Origin of the sequence: Neisseria sp. HMSC067G12, from assembly GCF_001812725.1 — a bacterium.
In the GTDB taxonomy this organism is placed as follows: Bacteria; Pseudomonadota; Gammaproteobacteria; order Burkholderiales; family Neisseriaceae; genus Neisseria; species Neisseria perflava.
The window spans coordinates 1-11897 of the sequence record NZ_KV810205.1 but is presented as its reverse complement, the minus strand read 5'-3'; the positions used below and the strand labels follow the sequence as shown (position 1 = coordinate 11897).

The following is an 11897-nucleotide window of genomic DNA, read 5'->3' as shown; positions in this document are numbered from 1 at the left end:
ATTTAAAACGAAATCTTTAAACGGATAACAACGGCTGCTGCCGAACAATCGCGCGGATGATGGCGCGGTTGGGGTGTAGCGCGGTTCTCAGCTTTTGCGATAGCGGATGCGGCAAGCCGAGTATTTCGGCTGCAATGGCGGCGGCGCAGATGGGGGCTGTCGCCAGGCCGCGTGTGCCGTGTGCCGTATTGATGTAGGCATGGGGCAGGTAAGGGCAGGGGATATTGTCGAGGCGGTAGTTTTTGTCCAATGCCAGTTTGGCGTAGGCGGACTGTATGGCGGCGATGTCGCCGAGTGCGCCGACAACGGGCAAGTGGTCGAGGCTGTCGCAACGCAGGGCGGCATGGCCTTGTGTGGATTGGAGCGGGGGAGTTTGCAGGCCGTCTGAAAACAGGGATTGTGCCAATGGCGGATTAAGCTGGTGCAGGGCGGCGCGGTTGTCGGCTTCTTCGTGTGGATACCAAGTTTCATCGTTGCTGTTGAGGATAAATGTCGCGCCGTAGCAGTGGCGGCCTTGCCAGCTCGGGCTGATGTAGCTTTCTCCGGAAATGGCGCAACGCAGCTTTTGTGAAAACGGGCTGGCGGACACAACGCCGGTTTGGCCGCGGATTTGGCGGAAAGGCAGGACGGAGACGTTGGTGTCGGCGGCATTCGGGCTATGCGCACCCATACAGTAAACGATATGGCTGGCGTTGAAATGTGCGTCCGGTGTGTGTGCCGTCCATTGTGTGCCGTCATGCGATATGGCGGTCAGCGGCGAGTGTTCGTGCAACTCAATCAGCGGATGATTTAATAAGGTATGCACGACGGCGGGCGGATTCAGCCATACGCCTTGCGGCCAGTAAAGGCCGTCTGAAAATACGTCTATGCCTGCAATGTGCGCAGCCTCTTCGGCGGATACGCTGCGGTAGAGGTGTTTATGCTGGTGTTGCAAACCTAAGGCCTGATTGCGTTTGCGTTCGCTGTCGTCAAAGTTTAAATGCAATACGCCGTCTCCACCCCATGCGTTGGAGTCGGGCAGCAAGTCTTCCAGCAATCGGCGCGTGTAGCCGTAGCCTGTCAGCAACAGCTCGGTTTGTTCGGTATCGTGTGGCGAGATTTTGGCGTAGAGCAAGCCTTGGCGGTTGCCGCTGCCTGCCTGTGCCGCTTTGCCTGCCTCCAAAACCGTAACGCGTATGCCGTGCTCTGCTAGTTTGCGCGCGGTTGCCGCGCCGGCAATGCCTGCGCCTATAATCAGTACGTGTTCGGGCGCGGCTTGATGTTCAGGCCGTCTGAACCAAGGTTTCAGAGGAGAGGGGTGTGCTTGGGATATGGCTTCGGTTTGCCATTCGATATGATGGAAATGTTCGTGTAAGCAGTCGGCACGGTGTGGAGGAACCAGCCAGAGATGCACATCAGGCAATAGGTTTTCCAAAATATTGACGCTGTTGAATTGAAGACATTTCATGGCTTGAACGAGGCGGTTGTTCAGACGGCCTTCAAGCTCGGATGGCTGATTCGATAATGGAAAATCGGGAATATGGTTTTCAGGCAGGCAGACAATCAAATAAAGCGGCGCGGTATGTTGTTCGATGGCGCGGCAAAGGGTAGCAAGGGAAGGCGTGGTGTTCCAAGCAAGGCAGGTCATGATGAAAGGCCGTCTGAAAAAAAGAGGCTTTATTGTAACGCGGTTTGCGCAGATAGAATATCCGGACGGGTTTTGATAAAATCTTTCGATATTTGTTTTCCCATTGATTTTCATACAGGAATTTTATGCGCCGTCTTTTATTGTGCCTTCTCGCTTCCGGCTTGCCCATCGCTTGCTCGTCCGCGCCGCCGGATAACGGCAACAAAGCCGTTCAGTCCGAACGTTGGGCAACCCCCATCAAACACGATGCCAACCTTTATCGCATCGATGACAAGCTTTACCGCAGCGAGCAGCCTGTTGCCGAAGATGGCGAAGCCATTGTCAAGCTGGGCATTCAAAGCGTGATCAACCTGCGCTTTTTCGACCGCAACGATGACGACCATTTGAAGGCGTATGGTTTAACCTTGTTAAACCGTCCGTTGCTGTCATGGAGCATTAAGCCGAAAGAGATTGCGGAAATCCTATACCTGATTGAAAAACAACAGCAAAACGGCGCGGTACTCATCCATTGTTATCACGGTGCGGACCGTACCGGTTTGATTGCCGGAATGTACCGCATCATTTATCAAGGCTGGCCGGTGGAAGAGGCAAAAGCCGAAATGCAACACGGGCCTTACGGTTATCACAGCATTTGGAAAAACATTGCCAAGCTGTTTACCGAAGAGAAAGTCAAGCAGGTTAAAACGCATTTGGAAGCCTTGCGCAAACGCGGTTGACGCCAAGATTCAAAACATAAAAAGGCCGTCTGAAAGATTTGTTTTTTCAGACGGCCTTTTTAATGACAGACGGTTTAAATCACAAAATCCGTAGATGATAATTGAATGCTTTGATCCATATCGGCAGAAGGGGTTTTGGAAGAGCGGCCGACCGGTTTGGCCGGTACGCCGACGACGGTAATCGAAGACGGTACGTCGGCAACCACCACGCTGCCTGCGCCGATTTTGGCATTTTTGCCGATGCGGATATTGCCCAAAATCGAAGCGTTCGCACCAATCATCACGCCGTCGCCGATTTTCGGGTGGCGGTCGCCGCTTTCTTTGCCCGAACCACCCAGCGTTACGCCGTGGAGGATGGAAATATTGTTGCCTAAGACGGCGGTTTCGCCGGCCACAAAACCGGTGGCATGGTCGAGCATTAAACCGTGACCGAAACGGGCGGCCGGGTGAATGTCGACACCGAAGACTTCCGACATGCGGTTTTGCAGGAAATACGCCAGCGTTTTACGGCCGTTTTGATAGAGCCAGTGGTTGATGCGGTGTGCCTGTACGGCGTGGAAGCCTTTGAAATACAACAGCGGCAGCGAATATTCGTCACAAGCCGGATCGCGCTCGTAAATGGCTTTCAAGTCGGCCTCGACACATTTGCTGATACGGGTGTCCACGCTCAAAGCCTGCTGATAAATTTCAAACAGCGCGCGCACATCCATAATCGGGCTGCCGAGCTTGCTGGAAAGATGGTAGGCAAGTACCGAATCGAGCGAATCGTGGCGCAACACGGTTTGATGCAGGAAGCTTGCCAGCATCGGTTCGGCCGCGGCGGCAGCTTCGGTTTCTTCGCGGATGGTGTGCCACAGATTAAAATCGGTTGAATTCAAATGGTCTTTTTTCATATTCGAGGCCGTCTGAAGAATAAAATCAGATGGCTATCTTACCGTTTTCCAACGTCTTTTAACAAGGCATTTGATAATCGACGTTCAAATGCTTGAAGTTTTTTCAGACGGCCTTATATATGAAACATCGAATATCAACACGCTAAAAGGATGTCAGAAATGACGGAGCATAACGAACAACATCAACACGAAGCAGAAGAAGCGGCAGCCGTAGAAACTGCCGAAACCGTTGAAACCGAACAAGCAGAACCGACTTACGAAGAGCTTCAGGCGCGTGTCACCGAGTTGGAAGGCCAACTCAAAGACAGCGAGTTGCGCGGTTTGGCAAACGAGCAAAACCTGCGCCGCCGCCATCAGCAAGAAATTGCCGATACCCATAAATTCGCCGGACAAAAATTTGCGGCCGAAATGCTGCCTGTCAAAGACTATCTTGAAATGGCGCTGCTCGACCAAAGCGGTAATTTCGATGCCCTGAAAATGGGCGTGCAAATGACTTTGAACGAGCTGCAAAAAGCATTTGATGCCACACACATTAAAGAAATCAACCCACAGCCGGGTGACAAACTCGATCCGCACCAACATCAAGCGATGCAGGCAGTCGTCAGCGAGCAAGAGCCGAATACCATCGTCAGCGTGATGAAAAAAGGCTACACACTATCTGACCGTGTGCTGCGTCCTGCGATGGTTGTCGTGGCGAAAAAAGAAGATTGAAGGCACCGCTTGATAAAGTTTATCAAGCATAAAATCTTCAGACGGCCTTATCTGGTTTTAAAGCCTGATGTTCCGCTATTGGAAAATCATTCCGATAAACCGGAATCGGAAAATTAAAGCCGGCCATCTGAAAAAAGAATAAACGGCTTGTGGATAAATAAATCAAATACTTGAATTTAATTTAAAAAAAAATTCAAATTAAGCCTTGAAAAAAAATGAAGCAACCTTATTTACAAGCCATCGGAACGAAATGTTCCACAGGATTATTAATTTAGAAAAGTTTATTTATTAGGAGCAACATAATATGGCAAAAGTAATCGGTATTGACTTAGGTACAACCAACTCTTGTTTGGCCATTTCTGAAAACGGTCAAACCAAAGTCATCGAAAATGCAGAAGGTGCACGCACCACTCCTTCCGTTATCGCTTATTTGGACGGCGGCGAAGTCCTCGTCGGCGCACCGGCAAAACGCCAAGCCGTAACCAACGCTAAAAACACCATCTACGCTGTAAAACGTTTGATCGGTCATAAATTTGAAGACAAAGAAGTCCAACGCGACATCGAATCCATGCCTTTCGAAATCATCAAAGCCAACAACGGTGACGCATGGGTGAAAGCGCAAGGCAAAGAGTTGTCTCCGCCGCAAGTTTCCGCAGAGGTCCTGCGCAAAATGAAAGAAGCCGCTGAAGCTTACTTGGGTGAGAAAGTCACCGAAGCCGTGATTACCGTTCCTGCCTACTTCAACGACAGTCAACGTCAAGCGACTAAAGACGCAGGTCGCATCGCAGGTTTGGACGTAAAACGCATCATCAACGAGCCGACCGCTGCCGCTTTGGCATTCGGTATGGACAAAGGCGACAACAAAGACCGCAAAGTAGCCGTATATGACTTGGGTGGCGGTACTTTCGATATCTCCATCATCGAAATCGCCAACCTCGACGGCGACAAACAATTTGAAGTATTGGCTACCAACGGCGATACTTTCTTGGGCGGTGAAGACTTCGACCAACGCTTGATCGACTACATCATTGACGAGTTCAAAAAAGAACAAGGCATTGATTTGAAACAAGACGTAATGGCTCTGCAACGTCTGAAAGAAGCTGCTGAGAAAGCTAAAATCGAATTGTCCAGCGGTCAGCAAACTGAAATCAACCTGCCATACATCACTATGGACGCAACCGGTCCGAAACACTTGGCCATGAAAATTACCCGCGCCAAATTCGAAAGCCTGGTTGAAGACTTGATCCAACGTTCTATCGAGCCTTGTAAAGTTGCATTGAAAGATGCCGGCTTGAGCACCAGCGACATCGACGACGTGATTTTGGTCGGCGGTCAAAGCCGTATGCCGAAAGTACAAGAAGCCGTTAAAGCCTTCTTCGGTAAAGAGCCTCGTAAAGACGTGAACCCTGACGAAGCTGTTGCCGTAGGTGCAGCGATTCAAGGCGAAGTATTGAGCGGCGGCCGTAGCGACGTATTGCTGCTGGACGTAACTCCTCTGTCTTTGGGTATCGAAACCATGGGCGGTGTGATGACCAAGCTGATTCAAAAGAACACTACTATTCCGACTAAAGCGTCTCAAGTGTTCTCTACTGCCGAAGACAACCAAAGCGCAGTAACCATCCACGTACTGCAAGGCGAACGCGAACGCGCTTCTGCCAACAAATCTTTGGGTCAGTTCAACTTGACCGACATCGCACCTGCACCACGCGGTATGCCACAAATTGAAGTTACTTTCGACATCGACGCCAACGGTATCTTGCACGTTTCTGCCAAAGACAAAGGTACTGGCAAAGCAGCCAACATTACCATCCAAGGTTCTTCAGGTTTGAGCGAAGAGGAAATCGAACGCATGGTAAAAGATGCCGAGGCCAACGCTGAAGAAGATAAAAAACTGACTGAATTGGTCGCTTCCCGCAACCAAGCCGAAGCTCTGATTCACTCTGTGAAAAAATCTCTGGCTGACTACGGCGACAAACTCGACGCTGCCGAGAAAGAAAAAATCGAAGCTGCGTTGAAAGAAGCTGAAGAAGCAGTTAAAGGCGACGACAAAGCCGCTATCGATGCCAAAGCCGAGGCTTTGGGCGCAGCCAGCCAAAAATTGGGCGAAATGGTTTACGCTCAAGCGCAAGCCGAAGCACAAGCAGGCGAGGGCGCACAAGCCGAGTCTTCAGTTAAGAAAGACGACGACGTTGTAGATGCCGACTTTGAAGAAGTAAAAGACGACAAAAAATAATTGATGCCATCTGAAAAAAAGCGCGAATCGAAAGGTTCGCGCTTTTTGTCGTTTGGGAAATGTGTAAAGACGTTTTGTCAAAATTGACGGTAAACTTTCAAAACCTTGCTACATCATTGTGTCGCCATACTTCTATTGCCAAATTTTGAACAGATTTCGCCGAATGCTGACAGCAGCTGACAGTCAAAGCCATTAATATTTGTCCATCGCTTGAGTGCGAATAAATTCTTATTTTTACCTCAAATCAACTCCTTGAAAGAAGATAAATATGAAAAAACTGATTCAAATGACCTCTTTGATGGTTGCGGCTGCCGGCTTGGTATTTGCTCCTGTCGCTTCTGCACACGGCAAACACGAAATGCATCCGAAACAAGAGCGTATGCACGAAAAAGCCAAACTGCAAAAAATGAAAAAACCTGCACCTAAAGCCAAACACCACGCAGCCAAGCCCAAACATCATCAAGAGCATCGCCACGAACATCATTAAGATGAACCCTCAACAATAAATAAGGCCGTCTGAAACCCAAACATCAGTTTTCAGACGGCCTTCGGTTTATCTGTCAAATAGCGCTTTGCCGTTTTTCTTGTGCCAAACGGGTCGGCTCCAGCCAGGCAATGTTTCTCTCTGCCAGCGCATCGCGCCAATAATCCAGTTTGGTATCCAAATCTTCAGAGAAACTGTCTTGATTCAAAAGCTGAATGATAACGCCGCCGTCCGTAGCTTCGGCCAAGCGGCTGATTTGACGCAAAATGCCGCGGTCGGGAACAGTTTGCGTGCGTACGCCGATGAGAAGTTGCGCCGGAGTTTGTTTCAATTCGGCTTCTAATTGTTCCAAATCTTTTCTGCCGGCGGCCACGCCTTTGTCTATCCATTCTTGCGCCAAAACGCCGGAAAACCAAAGCGGATCAGGCCATTCCGTTTCCAGTGTAACAGCCCATTTGGGCGCATTATTCAGCGTAATTTTAGATGAAACGGGAACGATGTTTTCCTGAAAATCATCGGCGTCGACAATTTTCGTTTGCCATGTGCGGAGGATGTTTTGATAGTAGGGCTGATTCAAATCCAAACGTTCGCGAAGGGTTTTTAAAGTAATCTTGCAAGCCAGCCAAGCAAGCAAGCGCGGCAGAATGCCATAGCAGATAATGCTGCCGATGAGTAAACCCGCCCAAGCGCGTGCATCTTCGATATGATTGTTCAGACGGCCTGCAATTACTGCCTGACTGTCGGGAACAGGAAAGCCCAAACGTTCCGGCAGCCATGACAAAGCCTCAACCGTTTTCACCAATGCCGTATTACTTAAAAGCGTACTTTCCCAGTTGAACGTATATTGACGCACCAAAAGCAGCAGCAAAACAGAAACCAACATTCCCGACAGCGTGCATAGCCACAGACCGTGTGAAGTTGCACCAATCAGCCAACGCGTTTGCGGTTTGCGCCATTCATCCACATAAAGCCGCAAAATTGCCTGATTGACAGGATCTTTGCCTCGGAACCAAGTTGCCGGACTGCTGATAAAGTGCACATTTTTCAAATGCAGGAATAAAGTCGCCAGCCACACCAGCAGCATGACTGTATTCATGCCCAAAATCCCGGCCAATACCAGAAAAAAGTTCAGCCCCTGATTGTCCATCAAAAGATAAGTACTGGAAAAACCGACCGTAAACAACAACGTCGCCGCAACAATCCAAAGCCAAAACGAGCCTGTCTCCACCTGTTGCAACACATATTTCAAATGCTGGTCGCGGTCAATAATTTGGGCACGGTGTATCAGTTTTTCCTCGTTGCCGCCATCAATATGTCGCAACGCTTCCGTCGCCTGAACGGGATCTCCCGGAAAAATATAGGCACGTTCTTCAAGGATACGGACCAATTCGACAAGTTTTTGCGATGGATTCAACATAAATGATAGGCCGTCTGAAAGATAAGTGGAAACGTCTGTTATACCCCCAAATAAACCCCTTTTTTGCAAAGGTCAAAAAATTAAAAGCAGTTTTGATTTTGAATAGGGTATATAGTGGAATAGATGTAAAAAAAGCAGCCCGAAAGCTGCTCATTTTGAGTGTGGTGCGGACGGAGGGACATGAACTAAAGAGATAATTCATTGTTTTATATTATAAAAATAATAAAGCAATTCAAATATCCCCACAAATATCACCACATTTTGCAAAGGTCAAAAAATAATTTAGCAGTCTAGTGCCGGTCATTATAACTTTTTTTGGTGCGTGTTGTTATTTGAGTGATTAGGCCGGCGGCTTCTTTCTCAAATTTAAAACGCTATATATATACAAAATGCACTGGTTACTCTGGTTACCTGGTTACCAGCCCCTAAAAACCCTTATAAATCAACGATAATGCGGTAACCAGTTATGCCTTTGTCATTGGCTACCAGTGCCGATTAAGCGGTTACCCGCCGTTTTTTGCTTTCTTTTTATGGACTCTAAAAATTCAAGGGGCTGCATGATTACGCGCGTATTGGTATAAAAAAACGTTAAGAAACATGGCTGTATTCTTATGCTGCATGATTACGCGCGCGCGTATTGGTCTTGAAATTATTTATTCCACATACGGGTGTAGGCATATGACTACACCTGTAGCCTTTTTGGTAGATATGGCGGGAATAGGGCATAATTGCGCTGTAAGCGTGTTTCATTGATTGGGTAGGGTAGGTATAGGGAAAGGCGTGAAAGGCTCTAATTTTTGAAATTTAGGGGCTTCCTGTCGATTTTATTCTCTCTTGGTTGGTCTGCCTGAATGTTTAGACGAAAAAAAGCCCGCATTATGCGGGCGGGTTGAATGGGGTGGGCTATGCCTGATTCATGGCGATCAGGGCGGCTTTGGCTAAAAAACCGCTGCGGGTTTCATGATTTGCGGATGTATATTCATCCACTCTATCAAGCAGATACTGCGGCCAGCTGACATTAAATCTAACTTGCTGTTGGCTGATTTTGGCTGGGTCAATTTCAATCATTACCCATGTTGCGCCATCATAATCAGACTCTTGGCTTAAATCGGCAATATTGCTTACGGAAAGATTTTTAAACTCTCCATCTTCAATCATGCCATCAATATGCATATAGGCGGCAGAACGGGCATTTGCGATAGCTTCTTCAATAGTGTCGCCATAAGAGAAGCAGCCCGGTAAGTCAGGAATGGTTACGCCATATGCCGAATGACTGTCTTTGTGCAAAGCGGCAGGGATAAACATTTTTAGTCCTTTTGTCGTTTTAGTATTCTTTGTGTCGAGGGGGGGCGTGAGATGCCCTTGATTATTTGGTTAGAAGAAGGGCAGCGGGTTTCCCCGCTGCTTGCTCTTACTTCAAACCGGCTTGCTTAAAGATATTTTTTACCGTACCTATAGGCAAGTCTTTTTTGGGATGTGGCACTGTTACACGACCTTTTTTTGTTGGGTGCTTGTATTGCGAATGGCTCCCAGATTGTGCAACTTTATACCAACCATCCTGTTTGAGTAGAGCGATAACGTCTAGACTATTCAATTACCTCTCCTAACCCAAAACATGGCACGTCTGCCATGTGTGTAATAATACACACTATTCTATTTATTGTCAAATTTAAGTGTGTATTTGTGTGTAAATATTTTGACGCTTTCACAAATTGGCAAAAAGAAAAGCCCGCCATTGTCGGTAATAGCGGGCTTGCTCTTGGTTATTCGTCAAAGTCGGGCGGGGCTTCTCCCATCAAAACATAGAATCGGCTTGCACTGCCGTTGCGTTTGCGCTGGTGTTGCCATCTGCCGTTATCGGCTTTTTTTAACCATTCGTGATCATGTAGGACTTCACACACTTTACGCAGGCTATATCCTTTACAGACTTCATTTTCAAAGGTAAAGGGGATTATCCAATATTCATCTATGCTTCCCTCTTGTTTCCGATAACCTGCGTGATTTTGGTTTGTGGTTTGGGCGTTCCAGTCTGAAAAGCGCATAGATAGGGCGTTAACGTCCATAAAGGCGGTTACTTGCTCAATGATTCGGCGGTCTTCGCGGTTTCCTGTGCCGTTTTCTTCAAGCCATTCATTGAAACACTGCCTTACTCCTGCTTCTCCTGCTCCTTGTCTCATGCCGGTAATAGGGGCGGCATATTCCAAGACGGCGGCCAAAAGGGCGAAGCGGCGGGCAATTCTTCGCGCCTGTCCCTCCATTGGTGGTAAGGTCTCAAGGAATCGGGCGCGGCTAGCTTCTACGGCTTGGGCGGCGGCTTCTTTTCCATCTTTGAGGATTTGGCGGATAAGGGCGCGGCCTGCTGTTCCTCGTTGCTTGGCTGTGGCTTGGTTGATATGCTCCGACAGTTTCGCGCCATCTGCGAAGCCGTGTAACGTGTCGTAAATGCCATATCTTGCCTCTGCTTGTATGTCAGGCAATCTAACATGGTTACCCGCTTTCCATTGGGCGCGGTCTCCTATCAGGCTTTCCGGGTTTATTTCGCCGGTCGAAAGTATCAGATTGCGCCATGTTTTCTGTCTGCGGTTGCCGCCATCTTTTGCGCCCTGTGTTTTTGAAACGCCGTTGATAACGCTGTAAACCATTTGCGGGATTTTTCGGGGGTCGGCTGTTTGCCCGATTTCATCTAACACTAGCAAGCCATCATTACGGGCTAAAGCTAAATTCTGTAAGCCAAGCGGGGTAGTGTCCCAATTGCCTTTAGTGGTTTCAGGGTCTCCCCATACACTCAAGGCAAGCCGCGCGGCGGTTGTTTTGCCTTTTGATGAATCGCCCGCCAAATGGAAGCCGCCGCCCTCTTCGTTCAAAAGTGCCAAGAATGGCGCGGCCATGCTTAATCCTAGCGCCAGGCATAGGCGGCTATTGTTCTCTGCGTATCGCGCGGCCTGATCCTGCCATTCCTTGAGGCTGCCTTTTTCTGTGTAACCGTCTTTTTGGCTGGTGTCTCCGTTGTATAGAATGTTTGTGCCGTCTGCGTTAACGGTTTCCCCGCCTGCCAGTATGTAGGCTTCCCCGTTCCACCCGGCGCGGTCGGTAATGGTAAAGGCCGCCTGGCTTCCCTCTTTCTGCAAATAGTCTGCCAGTTTTTCCCTTTTTGCCCGCCCGCTCATGATGACTAGGCCGAAATTCTGCAAACGCTGCCAGCCTTGAACTGTGCCGATTTCTGCTTGTGGTAGGGCGGCGGTTTTATGCCGGCGTGTGATTTTGTCTTTAAACTTGATAATCTGATAATACGCGCCGTCATTGTCTTGCCCCGTGCCTATAATGTCGATAGGGTCGGAAAGAAATAGCGGCTCTGCTTCGATAATATCGCCGTCTTTGTCGGTTCTAACGTTTACCCACCATACGCCCCGATTATCGATTTCAAAGTGAGGGCGTGGGCGGAATGGCTCGGCATTTTCAAGGTTGTAATCGTTGGTGCTTTCCTGCTTCGCTGTTTCGGTATTTTTCATGCTGTCTGTCCTCCGAAATGGTTGTCTGATTGCTTCTTCTCGTTCAGTTCGTCTAATGCGTCATAGCCGGGCGTTTTGCTTTTCAATACTTTTGCCCTGATCCCTTGCTTAAAGGCTCGCATTGCCAAGTCACAAGCGGCTCTGTAACCAACAGGGCGGGGCGTGTCGTTATCGGCAATAATTGCAATTTCTTTTATACCGTTCAAAAAGTGAAAATTTGCCAAGCTGTTTGCGCTCAAGGCTGCGCATAAGCCCCAATCGTAAGCCTTGCATAATTCACGGGCGGCAAGGGCGGTTTCTATGCCCT

Annotated in this window: 11 protein-coding genes; 4 read left to right on the top strand and 7 right to left on the bottom strand. The window is 48.6% G+C overall.

Features of this window, described 5'->3' with window-relative positions:
* Nucleotides 1-16: 16 nt before the first annotated feature.
* On the bottom strand, nucleotides 17-1627 hold the full coding sequence (gene mnmC, locus HMPREF2871_RS07210; protein WP_049344633.1) for an FAD-dependent 5-carboxymethylaminomethyl-2-thiouridine(34) oxidoreductase MnmC1: 1611 nt from the start codon (nucleotides 1625-1627) through the stop codon (nucleotides 17-19).
* A gap of 125 nt (nucleotides 1628-1752) precedes the next feature.
* Between mnmC and HMPREF2871_RS07205 the strand changes: the two genes are divergently transcribed.
* Nucleotides 1753-2343: a tyrosine-protein phosphatase gene (locus tag HMPREF2871_RS07205; protein ID WP_049344632.1), complete on the top strand. Its 591-nt coding sequence runs from the start codon at nucleotides 1753-1755 to the stop codon at nucleotides 2341-2343.
* 74 nt (nucleotides 2344-2417) lie between these two features.
* On the opposite strand, the gene cysE is transcribed toward HMPREF2871_RS07205, so the two are convergent.
* Nucleotides 2418-3236: a serine O-acetyltransferase gene (gene cysE / locus HMPREF2871_RS07200; protein WP_049331061.1), complete on the bottom strand. Its 819-nt coding sequence runs from the start codon at nucleotides 3234-3236 to the stop codon at nucleotides 2418-2420.
* A 150-nt stretch (nucleotides 3237-3386) separates the two neighbouring features.
* Here cysE and grpE point away from each other — a divergent pair, with 150 nt between their 5' ends.
* The 3 genes from grpE to HMPREF2871_RS07185 all read left to right on the top strand — a co-directional run bounded on the left by grpE (nucleotide 3387) and on the right by HMPREF2871_RS07185 (nucleotide 6667).
* Nucleotides 3387-3947, top strand: coding sequence for a nucleotide exchange factor GrpE (grpE, locus tag HMPREF2871_RS07195; RefSeq protein WP_049336248.1), 561 nt, complete (start codon nucleotides 3387-3389; stop codon nucleotides 3945-3947).
* A 304-nt stretch (nucleotides 3948-4251) separates the two neighbouring features.
* On the top strand, nucleotides 4252-6180 hold the full coding sequence (gene dnaK, locus HMPREF2871_RS07190; RefSeq protein WP_049336246.1) for a molecular chaperone DnaK: 1929 nt from the start codon (nucleotides 4252-4254) through the stop codon (nucleotides 6178-6180).
* A gap of 268 nt (nucleotides 6181-6448) precedes the next feature.
* On the top strand, nucleotides 6449-6667 hold the full coding sequence (locus HMPREF2871_RS07185) for a hypothetical protein (protein ID WP_049336244.1): 219 nt from the start codon (nucleotides 6449-6451) through the stop codon (nucleotides 6665-6667).
* Between the two features lie 73 nt (nucleotides 6668-6740).
* Here the strand turns inward: HMPREF2871_RS07185 and HMPREF2871_RS07180 are convergent, their stop codons facing one another.
* From HMPREF2871_RS07180 to HMPREF2871_RS07160, 5 genes are all read right to left on the bottom strand, one after another.
* Entirely contained in the window at nucleotides 6741-8081 is a 1341-nt protein-coding gene (locus HMPREF2871_RS07180) for a DUF2868 domain-containing protein (protein ID WP_049336242.1), read from the bottom strand.
* A gap of 903 nt (nucleotides 8082-8984) precedes the next feature.
* Nucleotides 8985-9386 carry a type II toxin-antitoxin system HicB family antitoxin gene (locus tag HMPREF2871_RS07170; protein WP_049344628.1) on the bottom strand — a complete coding sequence of 134 codons (402 nt, stop codon included), beginning with the start codon at nucleotides 9384-9386 and terminating at the stop codon, nucleotides 8985-8987.
* A gap of 106 nt (nucleotides 9387-9492) precedes the next feature.
* Nucleotides 9493-9675: a type II toxin-antitoxin system HicA family toxin gene (locus HMPREF2871_RS11460; RefSeq protein ID WP_049344859.1), complete on the bottom strand. Its 183-nt coding sequence runs from the start codon at nucleotides 9673-9675 to the stop codon at nucleotides 9493-9495.
* Between the two features lie 169 nt (nucleotides 9676-9844).
* Nucleotides 9845-11590 carry a DUF927 domain-containing protein gene (locus HMPREF2871_RS07165; protein WP_070629772.1) on the bottom strand — a complete coding sequence of 582 codons (1746 nt, stop codon included), beginning with the start codon at nucleotides 11588-11590 and terminating at the stop codon, nucleotides 9845-9847.
* Nucleotides 11587-11897 (bottom strand): toprim domain-containing protein (locus HMPREF2871_RS07160; protein WP_210394509.1); only part of this gene is annotated, 311 nt, incomplete at its 5' end. The genes HMPREF2871_RS07160 and HMPREF2871_RS07165, both read right to left, overlap by 4 nt.

Coding starts and splice junctions, on each gene's coding strand:
- grpE (WP_049336248.1), top strand. CDS start 3,387: ATGTCAGAAATGACGGAGCATAACGAACAACATCAACACGAAGCAGAA.
- dnaK (WP_049336246.1), top strand. CDS start 4,252: ATGGCAAAAGTAATCGGTATTGACTTAGGTACAACCAACTCTTGTTTG.
- HMPREF2871_RS07170 (WP_049344628.1), bottom strand. CDS start 9,386: ATGTTTATCCCTGCCGCTTTGCACAAAGACAGTCATTCGGCATATGGC.
- mnmC (WP_049344633.1), bottom strand. CDS start 1,627: ATGACCTGCCTTGCTTGGAACACCACGCCTTCCCTTGCTACCCTTTGC.
- cysE (WP_049331061.1), bottom strand. CDS start 3,236: ATGAAAAAAGACCATTTGAATTCAACCGATTTTAATCTGTGGCACACC.
- HMPREF2871_RS07165 (WP_070629772.1), bottom strand. CDS start 11,590: ATGAAAAATACCGAAACAGCGAAGCAGGAAAGCACCAACGATTACAAC.
- HMPREF2871_RS07205 (WP_049344632.1), top strand. CDS start 1,753: ATGCGCCGTCTTTTATTGTGCCTTCTCGCTTCCGGCTTGCCCATCGCT.
- HMPREF2871_RS07180 (WP_049336242.1), bottom strand. CDS start 8,081: ATGTTGAATCCATCGCAAAAACTTGTCGAATTGGTCCGTATCCTTGAA.
- HMPREF2871_RS07185 (WP_049336244.1), top strand. CDS start 6,449: ATGAAAAAACTGATTCAAATGACCTCTTTGATGGTTGCGGCTGCCGGC.